The 23,702-nt window shown below is 72.8% G+C and carries 24 protein-coding genes; 8 read left to right on the top strand and 16 right to left on the bottom strand.

All coding sequences use genetic code 11. The features are described from left to right. Window positions 1-81 precede the first annotated feature (81 nt). Both ABZ434_RS14765 and ABZ434_RS14760 read right to left on the bottom strand, forming a co-directional pair. The gene (locus tag ABZ434_RS14765; RefSeq protein ID WP_359135533.1) at window positions 82-1,050 is read right to left on the bottom strand and encodes an endonuclease/exonuclease/phosphatase family protein; all 969 of its coding nucleotides are present in this window, start codon (window positions 1,048-1,050) and stop codon (window positions 82-84) included. Then, the gene (locus tag ABZ434_RS14760; protein ID WP_359135531.1) at window positions 1,047-1,940 is read right to left on the bottom strand and encodes a hypothetical protein; all 894 of its coding nucleotides are present in this window, start codon (window positions 1,938-1,940) and stop codon (window positions 1,047-1,049) included. Before ABZ434_RS14760 ends, ABZ434_RS14765 begins: the two co-directional genes overlap by 4 nt. Before the next feature lie 120 nt (window positions 1,941-2,060). Between ABZ434_RS14760 and ABZ434_RS14755 the strand changes: the two genes are divergently transcribed. Further along, complete coding sequence (locus tag ABZ434_RS14755) at window positions 2,061-2,459, top strand: hypothetical protein (RefSeq protein ID WP_359135529.1); 399 nt, start codon at window positions 2,061-2,063, stop codon at window positions 2,457-2,459. 73 nt (window positions 2,460-2,532) lie between these two features. Here ABZ434_RS14755 and ABZ434_RS14750 read toward each other — a convergent pair whose 3' ends face one another. The 3 genes from ABZ434_RS14750 to ABZ434_RS14740 form a co-directional block, all read right to left on the bottom strand. Then, window positions 2,533-2,955, bottom strand: coding sequence for a universal stress protein (locus ABZ434_RS14750; protein WP_359135595.1), 423 nt, complete (start codon window positions 2,953-2,955; stop codon window positions 2,533-2,535). Between the two features lie 117 nt (window positions 2,956-3,072). Then, window positions 3,073-3,726: an FMN reductase gene (locus ABZ434_RS14745; protein ID WP_359135527.1), complete on the bottom strand. Its 654-nt coding sequence runs from the start codon at window positions 3,724-3,726 to the stop codon at window positions 3,073-3,075. A gap of 2 nt (window positions 3,727-3,728) precedes the next feature. Further along, window positions 3,729-4,823, bottom strand: coding sequence for an LLM class flavin-dependent oxidoreductase (locus tag ABZ434_RS14740; protein WP_359135593.1), 1,095 nt, complete (start codon window positions 4,821-4,823; stop codon window positions 3,729-3,731). Window positions 4,824-5,214: 391 nt separating this feature from the next. Between ABZ434_RS14740 and ABZ434_RS14735 the strand changes: the two genes are divergently transcribed. Further along, window positions 5,215-5,625 carry a VOC family protein gene (locus ABZ434_RS14735; RefSeq protein ID WP_359135525.1) on the top strand — a complete coding sequence of 137 codons (411 nt, stop codon included), beginning with the start codon at window positions 5,215-5,217 and terminating at the stop codon, window positions 5,623-5,625. 108 nt (window positions 5,626-5,733) lie between these two features. On the opposite strand, the gene ABZ434_RS14730 is transcribed toward ABZ434_RS14735, so the two are convergent. Both ABZ434_RS14730 and ABZ434_RS14725 read right to left on the bottom strand, forming a co-directional pair. Continuing rightward, entirely contained in the window at window positions 5,734-7,743 is a 2,010-nt protein-coding gene (locus ABZ434_RS14730) for an NAD-binding protein (protein ID WP_359135523.1), read from the bottom strand. A 219-nt stretch (window positions 7,744-7,962) separates the two neighbouring features. Beyond that, complete coding sequence (locus ABZ434_RS14725) at window positions 7,963-8,625, bottom strand: hypothetical protein (protein WP_359135521.1); 663 nt, start codon at window positions 8,623-8,625, stop codon at window positions 7,963-7,965. A 288-nt stretch (window positions 8,626-8,913) separates the two neighbouring features. Between ABZ434_RS14725 and ABZ434_RS14720 the strand changes: the two genes are divergently transcribed. Further along, window positions 8,914-9,999: a helix-turn-helix domain-containing protein gene (locus tag ABZ434_RS14720; RefSeq protein ID WP_359135520.1), complete on the top strand. Its 1,086-nt coding sequence runs from the start codon at window positions 8,914-8,916 to the stop codon at window positions 9,997-9,999. Between the two features lie 175 nt (window positions 10,000-10,174). Then, window positions 10,175-11,719 (top strand): MFS transporter, encoded by a 1,545-nt coding sequence (locus ABZ434_RS14715; RefSeq protein ID WP_359135518.1) that lies wholly within the window; start codon window positions 10,175-10,177, stop codon window positions 11,717-11,719. Between the two features lie 19 nt (window positions 11,720-11,738). Here ABZ434_RS14715 and ABZ434_RS14710 read toward each other — a convergent pair whose 3' ends face one another. Further along, on the bottom strand, window positions 11,739-12,254 hold the full coding sequence (locus ABZ434_RS14710) for a nitroreductase family deazaflavin-dependent oxidoreductase (RefSeq protein WP_359135516.1): 516 nt from the start codon (window positions 12,252-12,254) through the stop codon (window positions 11,739-11,741). A gap of 171 nt (window positions 12,255-12,425) precedes the next feature. On the opposite strand from ABZ434_RS14710, the gene ABZ434_RS14705 reads away from it, so the two are divergent. Both ABZ434_RS14705 and ABZ434_RS14700 read left to right on the top strand, forming a co-directional pair. After that, window positions 12,426-13,073: a class I SAM-dependent methyltransferase gene (locus ABZ434_RS14705; RefSeq protein ID WP_359135514.1), complete on the top strand. Its 648-nt coding sequence runs from the start codon at window positions 12,426-12,428 to the stop codon at window positions 13,071-13,073. A gap of 66 nt (window positions 13,074-13,139) precedes the next feature. Beyond that, window positions 13,140-13,691, top strand: coding sequence for a MarR family winged helix-turn-helix transcriptional regulator (locus ABZ434_RS14700; protein WP_359135512.1), 552 nt, complete (start codon window positions 13,140-13,142; stop codon window positions 13,689-13,691). A gap of 15 nt (window positions 13,692-13,706) precedes the next feature. On the opposite strand, the gene ABZ434_RS14695 is transcribed toward ABZ434_RS14700, so the two are convergent. The 5 genes from ABZ434_RS14695 to ABZ434_RS14675 all read right to left on the bottom strand — a co-directional run bounded on the left by ABZ434_RS14695 (window position 13,707) and on the right by ABZ434_RS14675 (window position 18,224). Then, the gene (locus tag ABZ434_RS14695) at window positions 13,707-14,954 is read right to left on the bottom strand and encodes a cation:proton antiporter (RefSeq protein WP_359135510.1); all 1,248 of its coding nucleotides are present in this window, start codon (window positions 14,952-14,954) and stop codon (window positions 13,707-13,709) included. Between the two features lie 2 nt (window positions 14,955-14,956). Beyond that, window positions 14,957-15,427 (bottom strand): TrkA C-terminal domain-containing protein, encoded by a 471-nt coding sequence (locus ABZ434_RS14690; protein WP_326737269.1) that lies wholly within the window; start codon window positions 15,425-15,427, stop codon window positions 14,957-14,959. A gap of 168 nt (window positions 15,428-15,595) precedes the next feature. After that, window positions 15,596-17,047: an SPFH domain-containing protein gene (locus tag ABZ434_RS14685; protein WP_359135508.1), complete on the bottom strand. Its 1,452-nt coding sequence runs from the start codon at window positions 17,045-17,047 to the stop codon at window positions 15,596-15,598. Between the two features lie 75 nt (window positions 17,048-17,122). Continuing rightward, the gene (locus ABZ434_RS14680; RefSeq protein WP_359135506.1) at window positions 17,123-17,632 is read right to left on the bottom strand and encodes a hypothetical protein; all 510 of its coding nucleotides are present in this window, start codon (window positions 17,630-17,632) and stop codon (window positions 17,123-17,125) included. Between the two features lie 106 nt (window positions 17,633-17,738). Further along, window positions 17,739-18,224 (bottom strand): peroxiredoxin, encoded by a 486-nt coding sequence (locus tag ABZ434_RS14675; protein WP_359135504.1) that lies wholly within the window; start codon window positions 18,222-18,224, stop codon window positions 17,739-17,741. Between the two features lie 96 nt (window positions 18,225-18,320). On the opposite strand from ABZ434_RS14675, the gene ABZ434_RS14670 reads away from it, so the two are divergent. Both ABZ434_RS14670 and ABZ434_RS14665 read left to right on the top strand, forming a co-directional pair. Beyond that, window positions 18,321-19,028, top strand: a complete 708-nt coding sequence (locus ABZ434_RS14670; protein WP_359135503.1) for an alpha/beta family hydrolase — start codon at window positions 18,321-18,323, stop codon at window positions 19,026-19,028. 156 nt (window positions 19,029-19,184) lie between these two features. Next, window positions 19,185-20,903, top strand: a complete 1,719-nt coding sequence (locus ABZ434_RS14665) for a SpoIIE family protein phosphatase (protein ID WP_359135501.1) — start codon at window positions 19,185-19,187, stop codon at window positions 20,901-20,903. 20 nt (window positions 20,904-20,923) lie between these two features. Here ABZ434_RS14665 and ABZ434_RS14660 read toward each other — a convergent pair whose 3' ends face one another. From ABZ434_RS14660 to ABZ434_RS14650, 3 genes are read right to left on the bottom strand one after another with little or no spacing between them, the layout of a single operon-like run. Next, complete coding sequence (locus ABZ434_RS14660; RefSeq protein WP_359135499.1) at window positions 20,924-21,772, bottom strand: GNAT family N-acetyltransferase; 849 nt, start codon at window positions 21,770-21,772, stop codon at window positions 20,924-20,926. Between the two features lie 53 nt (window positions 21,773-21,825). Further along, window positions 21,826-22,419: a hypothetical protein gene (locus tag ABZ434_RS14655; RefSeq protein WP_359135497.1), complete on the bottom strand. Its 594-nt coding sequence runs from the start codon at window positions 22,417-22,419 to the stop codon at window positions 21,826-21,828. Next, entirely contained in the window at window positions 22,416-23,690 is a 1,275-nt protein-coding gene (locus ABZ434_RS14650; protein ID WP_359135495.1) for an MAB_1171c family putative transporter, read from the bottom strand. Before ABZ434_RS14650 ends, ABZ434_RS14655 begins: the two co-directional genes overlap by 4 nt. Window positions 23,691-23,702 lie beyond the last annotated feature (12 nt).

Genomic DNA, 23,702 nt, shown 5'->3' with positions numbered 1-23,702 from the left:
CCCAGTAGCCCCCGGCAGTCACCCCATCCACTCTTCCCCGGCCCGACGGCGCCCGCACGTCGGCACGGAGGGACCGGGACGTCAGGGGCCGTCGTGCAGTTCGAGGCCGACGAGCAGCGCGCGGTGGTCGGTGGCGGCCAGGCGCAGGAAGCGGGCCGAGCGGACCGAGAACTCCTCGCTGACCAGCACATGGTCGATCTGGGTGCGTAGGGGTGAGGCACGGTCGGCGGGCCAGGAATACGTACGGGAGGAGCCGGCGAGGCGGGCGCTGTCGTGGAGGTCGCCGGCGTCCAGGACGGCCCGGAAGGCGGCGTGGTCCTGGGAGGCGTTGAAGTCGCCCGCCACGACGGCGGGCCGTGCCCGGACGGAGGCGGCGAGGTCGCGGATCCGGCCGAGTTCCCGGCGCCAGAGGGCGACCCCGCCCGGGACCGGCGGCATGGGGTGCGCGAGCTGGAGCCGTACGTCCCGGCCGGCCACGACCGCGACCGGCCCGGGCATCGCCATCGTGCCGTCGATCCGGCCCGCCGGGCGCAGCGGGAACCTGCTGAGGATCGCGGAGCCGTGCGAACCGTCGAGCCGTACGACGTCGCGGTACGGGTACGAGGCGGCCGGGACGTGGGCGGCGAGCTTGTCCGCGCACGCGGGGTCGCACTCCTGGACGAAGACCACATCGGGCCTCTCGCGGTGGACCGTCGCGATCAGCGCGTCCGTCGCGTTCCCGAACTCCACGTTGGAGGTCAGGACATCCAGCCGGGCCACCACCGGACCGCGGGCGCCCGTGGTGCCGGGGCCGTACGGCCGCACGAACCACACGGTCACCGCGAGCACCACCGCTGCCCACACCAGGCCCCCGCGCCACCGGGCCAGCGCGGCCAGTCCGAGACCGGCCGCGCCGGGCACCAGGAGCCAGGGCAGGAAGGCCAGGGCCTGCGGGACGGGCGTGGTGCCGTCGGAGCCGGCGGCGCGGAAGCCGATCACGAGACTCACCCCGGCGAGGAGGAGGGCGGCCGCGCAGAGCGAGGCGTTCCTCGGGGCGGAGGCCCCCCTCATGCCCCGGACGGCGCCGGCAGCACCCGCTGGGCCCAGATCCGTGCCGCCACCGCGCACACGGCCACCGCCAGGCCCGTACCGAAGACGATCCACACGGTGGTGCGCAGCGAGGCGGTCAGCGCGTCGTAGACCGCCGCCGCTCCGTCGGTGTCACTGCCGGGCACCTCGGCCAGCACCCGGTTGCGTGCCAGCGCGATCGCCCCGCGCAGCACCAGCGCGCCGAGCGCGAAACCGGCCCCGGCGACGGCGGTGGCGGCGAGCGCGGCGAGAGTCGAGCCGCGGCGGCCGGGCCCGCCGCGCACCCAGGCCAGGAGGACGGCGAGCAGTGCGAACACGAGCGTGCCGACCGCGGGCCACACACTGGCGGCCCGCAGCCACCGGAAGCTCTGGCGCATCTGGTCGGCGCGGTCGGCGGAGACGATCTGGATGTCGGTGTGCTGGGCGGGGATCTGGTCGGCGAACGGCACCCCGTTGTCCACCAGGTTCTGCTTCACCTTCTCCGTCACGGGCGCCAGATCGATGGTGACGCTCTCGCCGCTCTCCCCGTCCAGGGCCGCCGTGACGGCTTCGTGGGCCGTGCGGTTGGCGGCGTTCCAGGCGGCCTGGAAGGCGTCGGTGGTGGTGAAGGACCGCACGGCCTGGTGGAGGAATTCGCGGACGGTCCCCTGGAGCGGGCCGACGTCGATCTGCTTCATCGCCTCGTCCGTGATCAGGTCGGCGACGGTGTTCTGCACATCGGTGTCGGAGGCGAGCGGCGCCACCGCGGCCACGTAACGGTCGGTGTCGTCGATCTCCAGGTCGACCCAGGCGGACAACGCGCTCAGCGGCACCAGGACGGCGAGCAGCACCAGGAATGCCACCGAGAGAGCCGCCGAGAAGTAGGTCCGCACCTCACCAGGGAACCGCGGATGGTGAGACCGCGCCCCGGGCCGTGGGCCATCCGAGTTGCCGGGGGGCCCGGCCGGGTGTGCCCTTGAGGAAAGCGGGGGCGACGGAAGGAGCTTCCTGCCATGGCCGCACACGCTTCGGTGCAGGCACGCGGCACGCGCGCGCGTGCCCAGCACCACTCCGCGCTCAGCTGGGCCGTTCCCGTGACGCTCGGTGTGATCCTCGGCTGGTACGCGACGTCCATCGTCCGAGGCGGCGGTGTGCTCACCGGCACGCAGCTCGCGCTCGGACTGGTCTCCGGCGCCGTGCTCGCGGCTCTCTGTTTCGGTCTGGGCCGGGTGCAGAAGCACCTGCCGGTCGGGCTGAGGGCGGCCGCGTACGGTGCGCTGTCCGGCGGCTCGATCGGCTTCCTCTACAGCCTCTCCGGCAAGAGCGTGCTGGCCGCATCGGTGCTGGGACTGCTGATCGGGGCGGGCACGCTGCTCGCCGCGTTCTACTTCTTCTACACGCGGGAGGACTGAGCCCGCCGCGGCTTGTGCCGGTACGGGCCCGCGCCTCGGATGCGCGGGCCCGTACCGGTGTACGGGGCCGTCGTCAGCCGCGGACCACGGTCACCGGGCACGATGCGTGCTGGGTGACGTGCAGACTGACCGAGCCGAGCAGGGTGGCCTTGAAGCCGCTGTAGCCGCGCGCGCCCACGACCAGATGACTCGCGCCCGCGGCCCGGTCGAGCAGGGCCTGAGCGGGGTTGCCGATCACCACGACCTTGCTGACCGCGGCGGCACCCTGTGCACCGAGGGCCTCCTCCAGCGCCTCGGTGAGCGACACGGTGGCCACGGCCTGCGGATCGAAGTCCTCCGGCATGCCCGGCATCATGGACGCCCAGCTGGTCGAGGGGTACTCCCAGCTGTTGACGGCCTCCACCGTGTCACCGGTCAGCTCCGCCTGGCGTACGGCCCAGTGCAGTGCCTTGATCGACGACTCGGAGCCGTCAACGCCCACCACGATCCTGCCCATATCTGCCTCCAGCTCGGTTCCGTTGCGTCGCACGGGTGCGTGGTGACGGATACCCGCACCACGCACCTCCTCGCGCAACTGTAGTCAAACCGGACGAAAGCACATCCTTCGGGCCGGTCAGTTCAGCCGAAGGTCGGCCAGCTGCCGCTCGAAGGGGACCACCTCGTCGTCCAGTCCGAGGGTTCTGCTGGCTCCGGAGACCGCCCGGCCGCCCGTGACCGCCTGCGCGAGCTCGCCGCCCGCGCGACGGATCCGGGCCGGCAGGCCCTCGGTGTACTCGTCGCCCGACGAGCCCCAGTCCTCCGACGCCGCGTACACCGACGTCGGCAGCGTGACGGCCCGCAGATAGGCGAAGAGCGGGCGCATCGCGTGCTCCAGCACCAGCGAGTGCCGTGCGGTGCCGCCGGTCGCCGCGACGACGACGGGCTTGCCGGTCAGCGCGGTGTTCTCGACCAGGTCGAAGAACGACTTGAACAGGCCGCTGTACGAGGCGGTGAAGACCGGCGTGACGGCGATCAGCCCGTCGGCCCCCGTCACCGCGCCGATGGCCTCCTCCAGGGTGGCGGACGGGAATCCGGACACCAGGTTCCCGGCGATGTCGAGGGCCAGGTCGCGCAGTTCGATCACCCGTACCTGGACCGGGCGGTCCTGCTCGGTCTCCAGCCGCTCCCGGGTGGCCGCGGCCAGCCGGTCGGCCAGCAGCCTGGTCGACGAGGGGCTGCTCAGGCCGGCCGAGACGGCGACGATCCTCAGCGGTTCGGTGGCGAACACGGTCAGCTCTCCTTCGTGACGGTGGCGGCGGCCGCGACGACGGCCGGGTGCAGGGGCGCGGACTCGGGCACCCCGGCGGGCCGCAGGTTGGCGAACTCCTTGCGCAGCACGGGGACGACCTCCTCGCCGAGGATGTCGAGCTGCTCCAGCACCGTCTTCAGCGGGAGCCCGGCGTGGTCCATCAGGAACAGCTGGCGCTGGTAGTCACCGACGGCGTCCCGGAAGGACAGCGTCCGCTCGATGACCTCCTGCGGGGACCCCACGGTGAGCGGCGTCTGCTGGGTGAAGTCCTCCATCGACGGACCGTGCCCGTAGACCGGTGCGTTGTCGAAGTACGGACGGAACTCCCGTACCGCGTCCTGCGAGTTCCTGCGCATGAACACCTGGCCGCCGAGGCCGACGATGGCCTGCTCGGCGGTGCCGTGGCCGTAGTGGGCGTAGCGCTGCCGGTAGAGGTTCACCATCTTCTTCGTGTGCTCGATGGGCCAGAAGATGTTGTTGTGGAAGAAGCCGTCGCCGTAGTACGCGGCCTGCTCGGCGATCTCCGGGGAGCGGATCGAGCCGTGCCAGACGAACGGCGGGACGCCGTCCAGCGGGCGCGGGGTCGCGGTGAAGGACTGCAGCGGTGTGCGGAACTTCCCCTCCCAGTCCACGACGTCCTCGCGCCACAGCTTGTGCAGGAGGGCGTAGTTCTCGATGGCGAGCGGGATGCCCTGGCGGATGTCCTTGCCGAACCAGGGGTAGACAGGTCCGGTGTTGCCGCGGCCCATCATCAGGTCGACGCGGCCGTCGGCGAGGTGCTGGAGCGTGGCGTAGTCCTCGGCGATCTTCACCGGGTCGTTGGTGGTGATCAGGGTCGTCGAGGTGGACAGGATGATGCGCTCGGTGCGGGCGGCGATGTAGCCGAGGGTGGTCGTCGGCGAGGACGGGACGAACGGGGGGTTGTGGTGCTCCCCGGTCGCGAACACGTCGAGCCCGACCTCCTCGGCCTTCCGCGCGATGGCGACGGTGGCCTTGATCCGCTCGTGCTCGCTCGGTGTCGTGCCGGTCGTGGGGTCGGTGGTGATGTCCCCGACGGTGAAGATCCCGAACTGCATGGCGCCCGCCTCCAGAGGTCGATCCGTGTCGAACATTATGGTTGAACGTTGAACTATCTGAACACACCCTACAACGGAGCACCCCACCTCCCTATTCCGCCTGTCCGCATCCGTTCCGCGCCGGACACCAGCCATCACCGCCGAGCCCGCTGCGCACGCCGGACGGACACGGCGGCCGCCCGGGTCCGGGCGGCCGGAGGCAGGCATGAACGGGGCCGGAGCGCCGAGCGGGGCCGTCCCCGAGCACGCGAAGAAGCAGGGGCAGGGGGCGGCGCCGACCGTGCCCGGGGCCGCAGGACCACGACCATCGGCCGATGCGGCATCCGCGCCGAACGCCTACGCTCCGGGGTCCGGCGCGCTGCCGAGCGGGCCGACGACAGGGAGGAACTCCGTGCTGTTCAACGGTCACGCCCACATCCGCATGGCCCGGCCGTCACGGGATCTCGCGGCCGCCGAGCGGTTCTGGGTGGCGGGACTCGGGCTGACGGTCCTGTTCCGCACCGAGGGGGGCGGGGAGCCCGGCGAGCACGACCTGCTCATGGTGGGGCACCCGGACGCCTCCTGGCATCTGGAGCTCGTGCACGGCGGCGACCATCCGGTGGACCCCCGCCCCACCGACGAGGACCTGCTCGTCGTGTATCTGGACGAGCCCGTACCGGAGGAACTGGTGGAACGGCTCGTGGCCCATGGCGGCACGCGGGTGCCCTCGCCCAATCCGTACTGGAACGAGTGGGGCGTCACCGTCGAGGATCCGGACGGGTACCGGCTCGTGCTCTGCCGGCGTAGCTGGTCCAACGCCTGACGGAGGAACGCCGAGCGGCGCATCGCGTGCGACGAACGCGCCGTCGCCGACGCGGCGCCGGCAGCGGTGCGGGAGGCGACGGGCGTCTGCGCCGGCGGGCGCCCCGCCTCAGCGCCGAGTCAACGAACCCTGCCTGCCCAGCAGTTCCGCCAGGCCCCGGCGGGTGGCCGCGATCACCACCCGGTCGGTGGGCCGGAGGACGTAGCCGGGATGGAGGTTCCACACGAGTCCGCCCGGACGGTCGCCCGACGGGTCGGCCCCTGGGGCCCGAGGGGGCGGGGCGGGAGCGGCCGGGCTGGGCCCGCGGTCGGCGGGCGGGGCCACGTCCAGGCCCAGGATCCGCCAGGAACCGGCCCGGAACGCCTGCTCCACCGTCCGGCCCTCCAGTTGCGGGTGCCCGGCCACCTCGACCGCGGCGAAGAGCATCACCTTCCGCTCGACCGGCACCGCCCCGAGGATCTGCCGCCCCATCATGGCGACGGCGAACGAGGGCCCGGCCAGATGGGACACCGAACGGGAGCGGGTCAGCGCCTGCGGGTGGGCGGTGCGCAGTGTGCGGTAGACGGCGGTGGCGAACTCGTCGTCGAAGAGGCGAAGCGTCACCCGCAGATCCGGCTTGAGGGAGCGGGCATACAGCGCGGCCTCCAGGTTCGTGGTGTCGACGCTGGTCAGGGCGAGCAGACCGCGCGAGCGACCGATCTTGGCGGCCTCCAGCACGCCCTCCTGTGTGACGTCCCCGAGAACCACGGGCACGTGCAGCCGCCGCGCCACCGGGATGCCACGGGCGTCCGGGTCGTCCTCGACGCAGACCACGGGGATGCCCAGTTCCCGCAGGTGCACCAGGACGCGGGTACCGATCTTTCCGAGGCCGAGGAGCACCACGTGCCCGGACAGCCCCCGCGGAGGGCGGCGCAGCGACGACGCCGAACGCAGCGAACCGAAGGCCTCCAGCACGCCCGCGACCAGCAGGGGCAGGAGCATCAGCCCGGCGATGCCGGAGAGGAGCTGGATGACCTGCCGGGCGGTGGGGTCGCCGATGGCCGGGTCACCCATCGCGAACAGGTCGAGCAGGGTGAGGTAGGCGGCGTGCAGGGGATGGTCGCCGGTGGTGAGCGAGGACGCCACCGCGAGGCCCAGGACGGCGAGTCCCACGCCCAGCGCCGACCAGCGCAGCCGACGTGAGAAGAACTGGCTCAGCGGTGCGCTCCGGCCGCTCATCCGGGCCTTCGGGGCGGCCGGGCCGGACTGGGTGACGGCCTCCAGGACCACCGTTCCGCGCCCGGCCGCGGCGGCGACCTGCGCGGGGTCGGGCAGGAGTTGGGGGCCTTCGGCGCCGCTGCTGTCGGAGCCCTCGGTGCCGGCCGGGTCGTGCGTGGTGGAGGAGAGCAGGGCCAGGGTGCACAGGCCCGGGTCGGCGGCCCGGCCGTCCCGGGGCGGCGGGCGTTCGGCCGCCCGCAGGAAAAGGCCCTCCGCGCGGATCACCTTGGTGGATCCGGCGAGCGCGGTGGCCGCGAGGGAGGGGGCGGCGGTGTCGGCATCGGACAGGACGGTGGTGGAGGCGTCCAGCGTGGCAGGGTCGAGACCGGGCGAGGCGACGGCGGCCGCCTGGTCGAGCAGGGTCTCCAGGTGCTGGCCCAGCTTGCGGTTGTAGAGCCGGATCACCAGCCGGACACGGGGGTTGAGCCGGCGGGCGGTCAGCGCGGCGCGGATGTTGCGTTCGTCGTCGTCGTAGACGAGGGCCACCGCGGAGGCCGAGCCGATGCCCGCCTCTTCGAGGGACTCGTCGGAGGGCTCCGCCGTCTGGAGGATGCGGATCGCGTCCACCCCCGCATTGGTGTCCCCGTCCCCGGCGCTGCCGTGGGTCAGGCCGCCGTTCCGGCTCATCGCCGACGACATCCTGCCGAACAGGGCGGCCGCCCGCCCGCGTCCGCTCAGCGGCAGCTCCGGTCCGGCCGCGCCCGGCTCCGTCGGCAGGACCAGGGTGACCCGCTCCCCGTAGACGTAACGCAGTTCCACGGCGAGCCGCTGGGCGAGGGCGTCGTCGCCGCAGACGACCATGTGGCCGGAGAACGGGGAGCGTTGGGGCTGCTGGGGAAGAGGAGGCACATGTCCCAGCATGCCCTGCTCCCTTCTCGTGATCGGTACGGTCAGTGGTTCCCGGGTGTCCTGGTGGGTTTCCGAGGGGACACGGCCGCGGCCGCGTGAGCAGATGACGGGGGCCCGCCGCCCGGCCGATCGCCGATGCGACGGCCGCGATCCGGAACGGGGCGCCAGAGGTGTGCGCAGGCCCGGGCAGCCCGGGGCGGTGCGTGGTGGGGGCTCGGGCGTGCGCCCGGATCAGGCGGGGTGGCGGGGCGGTGGACGGTGCCGAGGACGCGGCAGGGCCGGTGGCGGTCCCGGGTCGAGCGCACGGTCGTACGGGGCGACCCGGAAGAACTCACCCGTGTCGTCGTACGCGTACAGCGGCCCGGCACTCCCCGCCGACGGTGTCCCGTCGGCCGGGGCGGGCCGGTGCACCTGGACGACCGCGGTGGATCCCTCGGCCGCGACGACCTCGGCCCGGCCGGAGTCCGTACCGACCGAGCCGGTACGGATCGTGCCGACCCGGTCCAGGCCGCCCGGGCGCGATGGAGGGGGCCGGTCCGCGAAGAAGCGGCGGAGGTGGGGCACCAGCAGCCGGGCCACGGCCCAGGCGGCCGGCAGCGCGCCGGCCAGGACGCCGAAGGCGAGTGCGGCCCGGACGGTCCCGGTGGCGTCGCTGCGGTGCAGCAGGACCGAGCCGGTCAGCGCCGTGAACCAGCCGGCGGCCACCATCACCGAGACCGAGACGGTGACGGGCACACCGCCGATCCCGGCGAGATCGGTGTCGAGGTCCGCGTCGAAGGAGTGGTGGTCGGCCGCACCGGCCAGGACGAGCAGCCAGAAGGCGATGACGACCACCAGGGCCGCGGAGAAGAGCACCGTGGGGAAGGACTGCGTCGCGATCAGGAACTCCTGCATCGTCCACCCCTGCCCGCTGCCGGCGCGTGTCGCGGGGTCCCGCGGTGAACCCGGAGCCGCGGTGCCGTCCCAACGGCACCGCGACAGCCGGGTCGCCCCCGTCCCCCTGCACCCCCGTGTTTCCCCCGTGGTCCCCCGGTTGGTGCTGACAGGATCGTGTCATTTGCAGCTGGTCGGCCGCATTGCCGGGATCCGGCAAACTTTCTTCACGCTCCATGCCGGGCACCGGCATGCACACGTATGCGTTGTGCAAATATCAGTGACGTTTCGGCAGAGGGGGCGGGGCGGGTGGCGGAACCGGTGATTCCCGACAGTTTTCTGGAGGACTACGCCCGGATCCTGGGCGAGGTCGCCGTCTCGGGCCGTCGGCTCACCCGGGAGGAGATCGACACCCGCCGCGCCCTCGGCAGGCAGGCCGCCGAGGCCGGACACCAGCTGCGCGCCCTCGTCCGCATGCATCTGGCCGAGACCCGGACCACCTGGCCCGCCGCCGTCCCCGGAGCGACGGCGGCCGCGACCGCCGCGTCCACCGAGAGCGTGCTGGCCGCGGTGGAGCAGGCGGTCGACGCGTTCGCCGAGGGCTTCGAGCGGGCCCAGCGCCTCACCGTCCGGCGGGAGGAGGCCGCCCGCCGGGAGTTCATCGACGATCTGCTGTACGGGCGCAGCGACCTGGGCCGGCTCGCCGAGCGGGCCACCCGGTTCGGGCTGCGGCTCTCCCGGGCGCACGCCGTAGCGGTGGCCGCGGGCCCGGAGGCGTACACCGAGACCGATGCCGTCCCGCGGCAGGTGGAGTCGGCGCTGCTGGCCCGGTTCAGCGGCCGCAAGATCCTGCTCACGACGAAGGACGGCCGGCTGATCTGCATTGCGCCCGGCAGTCAGCCCGATGTCCTGCGGTACTTCGCCAAGCAGGCGCACGCGGCGACGGACGGCGGCCGGGTGGCGGTCGGCCGGGCCCACCGGGGGCCCGGCGGGGTCGTCCAGTCGTACGACGAGGCGCTGGACGCGCTCGATCTGGCGGACCGGATGGGGCTGGACGACCCCGTGCTGTACGCGGCGGATCTGCTCGTCTACCCCGTGCTCACCCGTGACCGGCAGGCCATGGCCGATCTGGTCCGCAGCGAGCTGGGACCGCTCCAGCAGGCGCGGGGCGGTGCGGAGCCGCTGCTGAAGACGCTCTCCGTGTACTTCGACGCCGGCTGTGTCGCGGCCGAGTCGGCCCGGCGCCTCGCGCTGAGCGTGCGGGCGCTGACCTACCGGCTGGAGCGGATCCATCAGCTCACCGGTTCCGACCCGTCCGACCCGATGCACCGCTACACCCTCCAGACCGCGGTGATCGGTGCCCGGCTGCTGGACTGGCCGGCCAAGGAGATCTGACCCCCGGACTGCCCGTCAGAGGGCACCGGACGCTGTCTCCCCACTCTCCCCACTGCCGGGTTCCGGCAGCATCACGTGCTGCCGGCTCTCCCCGCATGCGGGGATGCCGAGCTCCGCCTAGCGTGATCACCCGGGGGGATTTCTGGTGTCGTGTGCAGTGAGGGAGATCCGCACCATGGCCCGTCATTCACGTCAGCCGGGTGAGCCCGCCGAGGACGGACAGGGGGGACGAGTGGCCACCGGGGCGGCGCCCCGGGCGGCTCCCGGCCCCGAGCGCGGACCCTCCCACCGGTGGTGGGTGCTGGGCGTGATCGGGCTGGCCCAGCTGATGGTGGTCCTCGACGCGACGATCGTGAACATCGCGCTGCCCTCCGCCCAGCAGGACCTCGGTTTCAGCGACGGGAACCGGCAGTGGATCGTGACGGCCTACGCCCTCGCCTTCGGCTCGCTGCTGCTGCTCGGCGGACGCATCGCCGACCTGGTCGGCCGCCGGGTGGTGTTCCTGACCGGTCTGGTCGGCTTCGCGGTCGCCTCGGCCATCGGCGGCGCCGCCCCGAGCTTCGAGATCCTGGTGCTGGCCCGCGCGTTGCAGGGGATGTTCGGTGCCCTCCTGGCCCCGGCCGCGCTCTCACTCCTCACCACGACGTTCACCGTGCCCAAGGAACGGGCGAAGGCCTTCGGGATCTACGGCGCCATCGCGGGTGCGGGCGGCGCGGTGGGGCTGCTGCTCGGCGGGGTGCTCACCGAATACCTGGACTGGCGCTGGTGCCTGTACGTGAACCTGCTGTTCGCGCTCGTCGCCTTCGTCGGCGGGGTACGTCTGCTCACCGCCGGGGCGCCGGCCGACCGTCCGAAGCTCGACATCCCCGGAACCGTGCTGGTCTCCGCCGGACTCTTCTGCATCGTGTTCGGCTTCTCCAAGGCCGAGATGCATCCGTGGAGCTCGGTGCAGACCTGGGGGTTCCTGCTGGCGGGTGCGGTGCTCCTCGCCGCCTTCGCGTGGTGGCAGACCCGGGCGGAGCATCCGCTGCTGCCGATGCGGGTGGTGCTGGACCGGGACCGCGGGGCGTCGTTCCTCGCGATGTTCATCTCCGGCGGCGGCATGTTCGGCGTGTTCCTGTTCCTCACGTACTACCTGCAGAAGAGCCTGTCCTACTCTCCGGTCTCCACCGGTCTGGCCTTCCTGCCGATGGTCGCCGTCATGATCGTGACGTCCGTGACGACGACCAATGCGCTCGTCCCGCGGTACGGCGCCAAACCGATCGTGCCGCTCGGCATGGGCATCTCGGCGGCCGCCATGATGTGGCTGACCACGCTGAACCTGGGCAGCAGCTATCTCGCCCATGTGCTGCCGCCGTTGCTCTGCCTGGGCCTCGGGCTCGGCATGATCTTCGCCACGGCGATGAACCTGGCCACCGCCGGAGTGGGGGCGCGCGACGCCGGGGTGGCCTCGGCGATGGTCAACACCAGTCAGCAGGTGGGCGGTTCCATCGGCACGGCGCTGCTCAACACGTTGGCCACCAGCGCCGCCACGGACTACCTGGTGGGCCGCAGGCCGACACCGGACGCGGTCGCCCAGGCCCAGCTGGAGAGCTACTCCACGGCGTACTGGTGGTCGGCGGGCTTCTTCGCCCTCGGCCTGCTGGTCACGGTGATCCTCTACCGCCGGGGCGCGCCCAGCCCCCACCTGGTGGAGGAGGCCGAGGCGGCGCGGGCCTGACGTGCCCGGCCGCACGGGCTCAGCGGCCGGGCCCGGTGCTCGCCACGAGCCGGACGAACGGGATCGACTCGCCGACCCGCCGGTAGTCCTCCGTGCCGCCGTCGACCGTGAACCCCATGAAGGCGGAGAGACGGCGGGCGGTCCGGGGGTGGCGGGGGGCGTAGCGCGCCATCAGCTCGCCGCCCTCCTCGGCCGGCAGGGAGTGCGCCGTCACGGCGTGGAACCTGCGCCCGGCCTGCACGGTGGCGTGCGGCGTGCGGAGCAGGTTGCGGTACCAGTCGGCGGCGGGGCCGAAGCCGGAGGCGACGGTCCAGCTCTGCCGGCCGTCCACGCTCGCGGACTCGACGACCTCGATCACCGTCCGCCTGGAAAGGCCCGTGGCGCGCCCGGTGTGGACGAGGAGCAGCAGGCGGCCCCGGAACAACGGTCCGAGCCCCGCGCGGAACATATGGACGGGCAGCCGGGCGGCGACGCGCCTCAGGCCGGTCGGCAGGGGCGGTCGCTCCGGTTCGGGCGCAGGTGCGGGTTCAGACATCACTGTGCAAACGTTGCACAGTCCAAAGGTGGGTGTCATGGACTTGTGCCAGGGATTCGGTGACGGTTCGACACCGTTTCGGCCCAGGCGTGTTCCCGGAGCGGTGGGGGCCGCGGGCGAGCCGGTGCAACTCTCCCGCCCGCTTCCGGGCAGGCAACTACTCTCGCGGGCATGGTCGAACACGATGCCCTCAGTGCCACCCGCGAGGCCTACGACGCTGCCGCCCCCGCCTATGCGCAATTGTTCGGTGACGAGTTGCGTGACAGGCCTCTGGACCGCGCGATGCTGAGCGCCTTCGCCGAGCTCGTGCGCGAGAGCGGGAACGGACAGGTCGCGGATCTGGGATGCGGGCCCGGTCATGTCGCCGCCCATCTGGACACGCTGGGACTCTCCGTGTTCGGCATCGACGCGTCCCGCGCGATGATCGAAACGGCTCGGCGCACCCATCCGGACCTGCGGTTCGACACCGGCGACATGGCCGCGCCGGACATCGCCGACGGCGTGCTGGGCGGCGTTCTCTCACGGTGGTCCGTCATCCACACACCGCCGCCGGAGCTCCCCGTCATCCTGTCGCAGTTCCATCGGGTGCTGGCCCCCGGCGGTCACCTCCTGATCGGCTTCTCCGCCAGTGACGGTCCCTCGCACCCGACGCAGGTCTTCGACCACGCGGTCGCGCCGGCCTACCGGTGGTGGCCCGATCACCTCGCAGCGCTGCTGCGCGCGGCCGGCCTGGCCGAGGTGGCCCGGATGGTCCGCGAGCCCCAGCCGGCCGACCGCCGGCAGTTCCGGGAGACGTACCTCCTGGCGCGCAAGGGCTGAGCACGCAGGCCCGCGAAGGGGCCCGTCCTGGTTCGAGTACGGCCCTCCCGCACGGTACAAAGAGGCATGGCCGCGCAGGAACAGTCATCTGAGGAACGACCGTCCGCCCCGGGCAGGGATGACGTCGACGCGGTGACGCGCGCGGTGCTCACGGCGTCGCGGCTGCTGGTGGCGGTGTCCGCCCGTTCGCTGGCGACGGTCGAGGACCGGGTGACGCTGCCCCAGTTCCGGCTGCTGGTGGTCCTGGCCACGCACGGGGACGCCAAGCTGGTGTCGCTCGCCGAGCGGCTCGGCGTGAACCCGTCCACCGCGATGCGGATGGTGGACCGGCTGATCGCCGCCGGTCTGGCGGAACGGCAGGTCAACCCGGCCAACCGCCGGGAGACCTCGCTGCGGGTGACGCCCGAGGGGTGCCGTCTGGTGGAGGACGTCACCTCCGCCCGCCGCCGGGAAGTCGCCGCCATCGTCGAACGTCTCGCGCCGGAACAGTGCACCGCGCTGATCGAGGCACTCACCGCGTTCACCGCGGCGGGCGGCGAGCCGGCCGTGCCCGGGGGCGGCGCGGACGCCTACCCCCTGGGCTGGGCGCCCGACCTCCCCGCCCCGCACGACGGCTGACGGCGCCCCGGGCGCTCAGTCCGCGGAGGTGGCCAGCTCCTCCTGGGGGGCCGCCGTCGGCCGCGTGGCGGGGACCGCGCCGGGCGTGCCGGCCGGGCCGTCTCCGCCGCCGCGCCACTTCTGGATCAGCTCGACCGCCGGCTGGGTCCAGCGTGCGGTGAGCGGGCCGACGATGACGAGGATGAGGACGTACGCGGTGGCGATGGGCCCTATCCGTGGCTCGGTCGCCACGGCCAGACCGGCGATGACGATGGAGAACTCGCCGCGGGCGACGAGCGTGCCGCCCGCGCGCCAGCGCCCGCGGGGTCCGATACCGGCCCGCCGGGCCGCGTACCAGCCGGTGGCGATCTTGGTGAATACGGTGACGACGGCCAGCAGCGCGGCCGGCAGCAGCACCGGCGGGATCTCCGCGGGATCGGTGGAGAGTCCGAAGAACACGAAGAACACGGCGGCGAAGAGGTCCCGCAGCGGGGTCAGCAGCTTGCGCGCGCCCTCGGCGACCTCACCGGAGAGCGCGATGCCGACGAGGAACGCGCCGACGGCCGCCGACACCTGCAGCTGCTGGGCCACGCCGGCGACCAGGACGGTCAGCCCGAGCACGACGAGCAACAGCATCTCCGGGTTGTCCGAGGACACGGCCCGGCTGATCAGCCGGCCGTGCCGCAGCGCGAGGTAGAGCACGAACCCGACGGTGCCGAGCGCGACGAGCAGCGCGATGCTGCCCCCGGCGAAGCCGACGCCCGCGAGCATCGCGGTGAGCAGTGGCAGGTAGACGGCCATCGACAGGTCCTCGATGACCAGCACCCCGAGGACGACGGGCGTTTCCCGGTTGCCGAGCCGGCCCAGGTCCGCGAGGACCTTGGCGATCACCCCGGACGAGGAGATCCAGGTGACTCCGGCCAGGGCCACGGCACCCACCGGCCCCCAGCCCAGCAGCAGGGCCGCGACGGCGCCCGGGGTCGCGTTGAGGACGAAGTCCACGGCGCCGGACGGGTACTGGGTCTTCAGACTGGTGACGAGTTCGGAGGCGCTGTATTCGAGGCCCAGCAGGAGCAGCAGCAGGATGACGCCGATCTCGGCGCCCACGGCGGTGAACTCCTCGCTCGCTCCCAGCGGCAGCAGCCCGCCCTCACCGAAGGCGAGCCCGGCCAGCAGGTACAGCGGGATGGGCGAGAGTCCCACGCGGCCGGCGAACCGCCCGATGATGCCCAGTCCCAGGATGACGGAGCCGAGCTCCACCAGCAGTGCGGTCGTGTCATGCACGGTCAGCCCTCCGCAATGATCTCGGAGAGCGTGTCGACGCCCTCCCTCGTACCGACGGCGACGAGCGTGTCCCCGATGGCGAGCCGGAAGTCCGGCCCGGGTGACGGATGCGCGCTGTGGGTCCGCAGCACCGCCACGATGGAGGCCCCGGTCCGGGTCCGCGCCCGGGTGTCCCCGAGCAGCCGGCCGCCGTACGGGGAACGCGTCCCGAGCGGGATGTGCTCGGTGACCAGGTCGATGCCCTCGGTCCGCACGGCGTCGATGGGTGCCGCGTCGATGAGGTGCGCGAGACCGGTGGCCTCCTGTGGAGTCAGGGGCACGGAGAGTTTGCAGGAATCGGGATCGTCCTGGTCGTAGAAGCCGATGAACCGGCGCCCGTCGTGGTGCACGACGACGGAGATGTGCTGTCCCGACTCGGTGGTGTAGTCGTACTGCACGCCGACTCCGGGCAGTGTGGTGCGGTGGGTTCCCATGGCTTTCTCCCGAGGAGTCCGGTGCGTCCCGACGTACTTGGTGATCTCTTTAGCTCCGCATTACCTTATCCGGAGGGTCCCGCCGCCTTCCGGCCGGTTCCCGGGCCCGTACACACGTGTGCCCGGCCGGTGCGCGTCCGGCCGGGCACACGGTGGTGACGCGAGGCGTCAGTCGCTGATCTCGATCCTGCCGTTCGGTGCGGCGGCGGTGGCGGTGGCGGTGTCGGTGCGGGCGGGGACCTCCGGCTTCGGGTTCGCGCCCTTGAGGTTCCGCAGCAGCGCGGCGAGGTCGACCCCGGTGGTGGAGCTGAGGAGTTCCATGCCCTGGGCGACGTTGTCCGTGACCGTGCGCGACAGCTGACTGGCGCCGTCCGTGGAGATGACGGTCATCTTGTCGATGGCGCTCAGCGGCTCGGAGGCCTTGGCGACGACCTGCGGGAGCACCTCGACGAGCATCTGGAGCACGGCCGCGTCGCCGTACTGCGCGAAGGCGTCCGCCTTCTTCTGCATGGCCTCGGCCTCGGCCGAACCCCGGGCGGCGATGGCGGCGGCCTCGGCCTCGCCCTCGATGCGTACGGCGTCGGCGAGCGCGGAGCGGTGCAGCTTCTCGCCCTGACCGGTCAGCCGCGAGCGCTCGGCGTCCGCCTCGGCCTGCTTGACCTGGGCGATGCGACGGGCCTCCGCCTCCTGCTCGGCCTGGTAGCGCGCGGCGTCGGCGGGCTTGCGGACCTTGGTGTCGAGTTCGCGGTCGGTCAGGGCGGCCTGGCGCTGGGCGACCTTCTCCTGCTCCTGGAGGACCTCCTGCTGACGGGCGGCCTCGGCGAGCGGGCCCGCGGCGTTCGCCCTGGCGACGGCCGCTTCCGTCTCGGCCTTGATCTCCGCCTGCTTCAGGTTGAACGTCCGCTCGGCGATGGCGATCTCCTCGGCGGCCTTCAGCCGGGCCTGCTCCGAGGCGCGGCGGGCGTTCGCCTCGGCGATGTCCGCCTCCTGCTTGGCGCGGGCGGCCTCGGGGCGGCCGAGGTCCTCCAGGTAGGAGCCCTCGGTGGTGATGTCCTGGATCTGGAAGGCGTCCAGGATCAGGCCCTGACCGGACAGGCTGGCCTCGGCCTCCTCCGCCACCTGGCCGGCGAACGCGGCCCGGTCGCGGATGATGTCCTCGACCGACATCCGGCCCACGATGGCGCGCAGCGCACCGGAGAGCACTTCCTGGGTGAAGCCGACGATGCCGTCCTGCTGCCGCAGGAAACGCTGGGCCGCGGCCCGGATGGCGTCCTCGCTGCCGCCGACCTTGACGATCGCGACGCCTTCGAGGTGCGACTTGACCCCGCGCAGCGTGACGGCCCCGCGCACGGCGACGGGGATGTGCCGGCTGGAGAGGTCCAGGGTGAACTTCTGCTGGACGAACGGCACGACGAAGACGCCGCCCCCGACGACCACCTTCTGGCCGCTGTTGTCGATGCTGGACCGCCCGGTCACCGGGTCCACGGACTTCTTGCCGCGACGGCCGGTGATGATGAACGCCTGGCTGGGCCCCGCGACCTTGTAGCGGGTGATGACGGCGAGGGTGAGCAGGAAGAGGAGTACGACGACTCCGGCGATGGCGATCAGGACTGGACTCATGACGGTGTCCCCCTCTGCCTCCCTGCGGGGCGGCAGTTCTGTGGCGAGCGGTGGCGTGCCGGCCGGTGTGCCGGCTCAGCGTTCGACGGGACGGACCGAGACCGAGGTGGTCGAGAGCGTGGCCTCGACCCAGATCTCGGTGCCGCGTGCGACCGGGACCGGGCTCTTCGCCGAGAGCTTCACGGGCTGGCCCCCCAGCCGCAGCAGCACCTCCCCGTAGCCGTCGGCCGGAATGGCCGTGACCACGGACCCCGACGTGCCGACGAGGTCCTCGTCCCGCGGTGTGGCGTGGGTCTGATCTCGCATCAGGGCCCGGCTGAACCTCCAGGTCAGCCAGGCCGCGACCAGCCCGGCGAGCGCCCCGGCACCCGTGGCGGCGACCGTGCCGGCACCGGTCGTACCGAGCACGATGGCGCCGCCGAATCCGAGCATCGAGATGAAACCGGCAATCACCGGAAGGGAGACCAGCCCGCCGAAGAGGCCCTCCAGAAAGCTTCCGAAGAGCCCTTCGAGGATGCCGTCGAAGATCAGTGACAGGGCGAGCAGTACGAGCCCCGCAATGCCGAGACCGAGAAACAAGGTCACGTGAACTCCCCTCCCGGCTGCGGGAATCCCCCGAGGATTTCCGTCGAACTGGCTGGATGGTCCCATACATCCCCGGCCGCCGACACTGCCGTATCCCGGCAGAGTTCTAGCTGTTACCAATGCCGGACAGCCGCTCCGCCAGCGTGTCCAGTGACTGGAAGGTGGCACCGAGCAGTGCCACGTGCTTCCAGCGGAGCACCCCGTCCGCGTCGATCAGGAACACCGCCCGCCGCACCCCGATCCCGGGCGCCGCCACCCCGAACGCGCGGGCCGTCGCGCGGCCCGGGTCGGCCAGCAACGGCATGCGCAGCCGGTGGGCGCGGGCGAACGCCTCGTGGCTGTCCACGTCCTGCGGGCTGATCCCCCAGACCTCCGCGTCGAGCCCTTCGAAGGTCTCCATGCCGGAGGAGTACGAACAGAGCTGCTTGGTGCAGACGGCCGTGTTGTCGCCCGGGTAGAAGGCGAGGACGAGGGCCCGGCCGCGCGCGGCGGAGAGCGTGTAGTCGCGGCGCTCGAACGAGTCCCCGTCCAGCACACCTCCCGCGAGCGTGAAGTCCTGGACCTGCTGACCGAGTTGGGGTGACGCTGCCATGTGGTGTCCTTCGGTGTCCTGCGCTGCCTGATGGTGCGGCCCGTGCTCCGTACAGCATGCTCGGTAGGGCCCGCCCCACCGCACCCGGAGGTACGCATGACGCAACCACACCCGCCGGCGGCCGCGGTACTGGTCCTGCACGGCGGCCGGGAGACCGGTCTCGGGGTGCCGCCGCCCGCCCCGTTCGACCTGCCCGCGGTGCGGATGCGGCCGTTCGCGCGCGGCCTGCGCGGTGCGCTGCCCGGCGACGTGCTGGTGCGGGCGGTCCGGTACGGGCACCGCGGGTGGAACGGGGACCGGGCGGATCCGGTGCACGACGCGGTACGGGCCCTCGATGAACTGCGGCGGACGGCGGGGGAGATCCCCGTCGTGCTGCTCGGGCACTCGATGGGCGGCCGGGCGGCCCTCGCCGCCGCGGGCCATCCGCTGGTGCGGGGCGTGGTCGGCCTCGCCCCGTGGTGCCCGCGGAGCGACCCCGTCGAGCGGCTCGCCGGGCGGGACGTCGTCCTGGTGCACGGCACCCGGGACCGCGTCACGGACCCGGCGGACTCCCGCGCGCTCACCGAACGGGCCAGGAAGGGCGGCGCCCGGACCTGTCTGGTCACCGTGCCGGGCGGCGACCACGCGATGCTCCGGAGCGCCGCCGGCTGGCACCGCCTGACGACGGCTCTGGTCGCCGGGATGCTGGACCGTGCACCGCTGCCCGGGCCCGTGGCCGAGGCGCTGCGGCTGCCGCCGGGGGCCGCGGCGGACGAGGGGACGGTGGAGCTGGACCGGGTGCTCCGCCCCGGCGGGCCGGGCTGATCGGTCTCCGGCGTCCGGCATCCGGCCTGGGGCGCGATGCCGGTGCACCGAACCGCACGGTTCGGCGGGCGTCCTGCGGATGCGGGGGCGGTGCGGGCGTCCGACGATGAAGGGCCGGGCAGTCCGGCGGCCCGCGCCCTGCCCCAGGAGGTTGTCTTGCCGGCCGATGCGCACGCCGAGATCCCGTCGCCGCTCGACATCGTGACGCTCGCGGCCCTGATCGACGGCACCACGGCCGGGGTGGGCGTCCTCGACACCCGGCTGCGCTACCTGTACGTGAACCCGGCCCTCGAACGGCTCAACGGCATCCCGGCCGCCGCGCATCTGGGCCGTACGGTCTCCGAGGTGCTGCCCGAGGTCGACGCCCGCGAGGACCTGATGCGGGCGGTCCTCGCCGACGGCCGGGCGCGCGAGATCACCTCCAGCGGCCGCACCCCCGCCGCGTCCGGCACCGCCATGCGGTACTGGCACGGGGCCTACCACCGGCTGGAGGTCGGCGGCCGGGTCGTGGGCGTCGCCGGGATCGTGCTGGAGGTCATGGCGTCCGACGAGGACCAGCGCCGGCTCGCCCAGGCACAGCGCCACCTGAACCTCCTGGACACCGCGAGCACCCGGATCGGCACCACCCTCGACATGGACACCACCTGCGCCGAACTCGTCGACCTCGTCGTGCCGGCACTCGCCGACCTGGCCACCGTCGAGGTCTTCCCGCCGGACATCGCCCCGCCGGTGCGCCCCGCACCGCCCGGGGTGCTCCGGCTGCGGCGGGCGGCGCTGACGGCGGTGCCGGGACTGCGCGAACAGGTGGCCCGGTTCGGCGGGCCCGGCGACTACATCGACTACCAGGAGAACTCGGCCGTGCCGCGCTGCCTGGCCGCCAACCAGCCCGTCGTGGAGAACCTCACCAGCGACGAGCAGCTCGGTCGTTCCGCGGCCTCGCCCGAACGGGCCGCCGCCTACCGGGCCCTCGGCATGCACTCGGCGGTCATCGTGCCGGTCGCCGTGCGCAGTGAGCCGATCGGCGTCCTCGGCCTGGTCAGGGCCGGGGACTCGCCCGTCTTCACGGACGAGGACGTGGTGGTCGCCCGGGAGCTCGCCGGCCGGGTTGCCGTCGACCTGGACCACGCGCGCCGCTTCACCCACGAGCACACCATCGCCCTGGAGCTCCAGCGCTCCCTGCTCTCCGAGCCCCGTCCGCCGCACCCGCACATCGAGGTCGCCACCCGCTACCTGCCGGCCGACCGGAGCGTCCTGGTCGGCGGTGACTGGTTCGACGTCATCCCGCTGCCCGACGGCAGGCACCTCAAGGCGATGGGCGATGTGATGGGGCACGGTGTCGAGGCGGCCGTCGCCATGAGCCACTACCGCTCGCTGCTGCGGCTGCTGGCGGACGAGGAACTGCCGCCGCACCGCATCCTGGAGCAGCTCGACCGGATGGTCGAACGGTCCGGGCTGGACCGGGCCGCGACCTGTCTGCTCGCCGTGGTCGACCGGGCCGGGGGTGTGTGCGAGGTGTCGAGCGCGGGCCATCTGCCGCCGGTGCTCATCGACCCCGGGCCGGCCGGCACCTGGCTGGGCGATGTGGCGGTGGGCCCGCCGCTCGGCACCGGACTGGGCGGCTACCGGACGACGCGGGTGGGATGCGGTCCGGGCACGGTGCTGTTCATGTACACCGACGGACTGGTGGAGCGGCGCGGTGAGGACATCGACGTGTCCGTCGGCCGGCTCAAGGAGCTGGCCCTGCCGGAGAGCGGCGATCTGGAGGAGCTGCTGGACGCGGTGCTCGACCGGTTCGGCCCGGGTGCCGAGGACGACATCGCGGTCATGGCCTCACGGTCCCGGGAGGCCCCGGGCGGCGGCCGTACGGAGGGCTGAGCCCGGGGCCCGTCCGGCGCTCACCCCAGCTCGAGGCTGGTGATGCCGTACAGCCCGGTGTGATCGACGTCCGGCGCCGGGCCGGTGTACATGCGGGCCGTCTCGAACGACGGGGTGAGGCCCAGCTCCTGGGCCAGCCGTACCGCCGCCGGATTCACGTCGGGGACGTCCACGGCGACGGGCGCGGACGGATCGGTGGCCGCGAGAGCGCTCACCAGGGCACGGGCGATGTCCGGCGTCGCCGCGTACAGCGGGCCGATGCGCGAGGACGTACGGCAGGCGCGCACCACGGCGAGCCCCCGCACCTCGCCCTCGGACAGTGCGACCAGCGCGGTGCGTCCGGGCGCCGTCGTCCAGGCCGCGAGAAAACTGTCCCGCCGCTCCGGGAAGAACCGGCGGTCGTACGCGGTGACCTGGCCGAAGGGCAGCGTACGGGCGTCCACCAGGGCGACTCCGGGCGGCGGCGCGACATCGACCGGGACGAGCCCCTCGTACCGCAGGTTCGTCCAGGCCGGACGGAAGCCGGACTTCCGGTAGTTCGGCTGCTGCTCGACCACGCCGTCCAGCCCGGTGTTCCGCCCGGCCAGCCGCGTCGTCCCGGCGGCCCAGAGCCGGCTCCCGTATCCCTGTCCGCGCAGTTCCGGACGGGTCAGGTAGAAGCCCAGGAAGCCGAAGCCGGAGCCGTAGCGGACCACGGAGACACAGGAGGCGGGCACCCCGTCCAGGCGGCCGATCAGGAAGCCGCACGGATCGGCGGCGAAGAACGCCTGACCGTCGGTCAGGCCGGGGTTCCAGCCCTCGGCATGGGCCCAGTCCGCCATCATCCTGATGTCGTCCGCGCTTGCTGTGGTGATCTCGAATGTCGGCACGGATCCACCTTGGACCCCGCACGCCGGCCGTTCAACGACGCGGGGCCCTCGGATCACCCCAGCAGGAACGCGCCCGCCGTCACCGCGCCCAGCACCGCACCGGCGGTCACCTGACCCACCGTGTGATAGCCGAGTGCCACCCGCGACCAGCACACGGCCGCCGTCATCACGTACCCCAGGAGCCACCACGGCGAGTGCACCGTGGCGAGCAGTGCGACCACGGCCGAGGCGACCGAGGCGTCCACAGAGATCTTCCACACCGTGTTGACGGCCAGCAGGACGACGGTCATCACCCACAGACCGAGCATCGCGGTCAGGATGCCGGAGGGGGCGCCGCCCAGCACCATGACCGCCGAACCGACCCCGATGGAGCCCAGGATGACGAGGAAGATCGGGGCCCGCTTGGTCCGGTCGACGACATGGCGGTCGCCCCAGGTACCGCGCCCGCGCTCCCACTCGATGTAGCCGGCCGGGACGAGTCCGGCGCACAGGGCGCCGAGGAATCCCCAGAGCAGCCCCGTCCAGTGGCCCGCCGCCGCCAGCCCGATGGCGAGCATGCCGGCCAGCAGGAGGTTGCGGGGCTGGAAGACGTCGGTCACGGTGCGCGCGGTGGAGGTGCCGGGCTCGTGGGCGGTGCTCGTGCTCATGCCTGCTGCTCCTGCTCCGTGACCGCTGCGGCCGCTGCGGAGGATTCGAGGACCTGCCGGGTCCGCTCCGGCGTGACCGTGCGGTACGCCGCCGCCACCCGGACCAGCCAGGCGACCTCGCCGTCCTGGTCGGTCGCGTGCTGGGTGCCGACCGCGGCCGCTTCGCCCGCGGGTGCTCCGGCGCTCCGGGCCGCTAGCGCCGCCTTGATCCAGTAGGCGTCGGCCAGCGGCCCGGACCCGTCCCGTCCGGTGCCCCTGTCCGCGGCGGCGGCCTCGGCGGCCGGCAGCAGTGCGTCGGGGACGTAATGGCGCAGCTTCTCCACCGCGTCGGCGATGTCCGCCGACCAGCGGTCGACCCGCAGATCGGCCGGGGTGCCGAAGCGGGTCAGCTCGCGCAGCAGCGGGGCCGGGGGGTCGAAGGGCTGGTCGGGAAAGGCCGCCATCAGCTCGTACCAGAGGGCGTGCAGCTTGACCTGGGCGCGCCAGAGCTTCGCCCGGCGGCGGACGTTGCTCAGCGCGGGGATGGAGGCGCCGATCGCGAAGAAGGCGAACAGCGCCACCTGCGAGGCCTCGGTGATCTCGTCGAACTTGAGGGCGAAGGCCTCGTCGGGCCGGTCGACGACGCTGATCCAGAGGAAGAGCGTCCGGCTGACCGTGTAGCCGACGCCGATGAACATGGCGAACGTCATCATCCCCAGGCCCACCCGCAGATGACGCCGCTCGGCGCTCGCGGTGGCGAGCGCCCACTGGTAGGCGCAGACGGCGGAGGCGGCACCGAGGTAGAGGTAGAACACGCTCATGTAGAGCGTCGCGCCCCACTGACCCGCGTGGTCGGCGACGAACCGGTCCGACGGCGTGGACCGGTCGACGACGGTGAAGAACAGCACGGTCAGCAGGACGAGCGTGGCGACGGACGCCTTCGCCGCGACCTGCTGGATCATCCGCGCGAACCGTACGTGGCGCGGGACGTCACCGGCGTCGGCGTACTGGCCGTAGATCGCGACGATGTAGCTGAGAATGGCCAGAATCGCGACGGTCGCCGTGTAGTGCTTGATCAGCACCGAGAGGTCGGTGACCGGGCTGTCGTTGAGCCCGATGCGGACGGCTCGGGTCTTGGTCCACAGCGCGGCGGCGAACCCCGCGTAACAGCCCCACAGGGCACGGCGGCGCCGGTCCTCCTCGTCGCCCCACAGGGCGGCCGGCATGCGCCACACGGCGACGGCTGTCATCAGGCCGGCTATCAGATAGCCGGCGACGTCGAGCGGGGTCACGGCAGTAGTCCT

Source organism: Streptomyces sp. NPDC005761 (genome assembly GCF_040630635.1).
GTDB lineage: Bacteria > Actinomycetota > Actinomycetes > Streptomycetales > Streptomycetaceae > Streptomyces.
The sequence above is the reverse complement of the archived record's forward strand: the minus strand, read 5'-3'. Positions and strand labels throughout refer to the sequence as shown.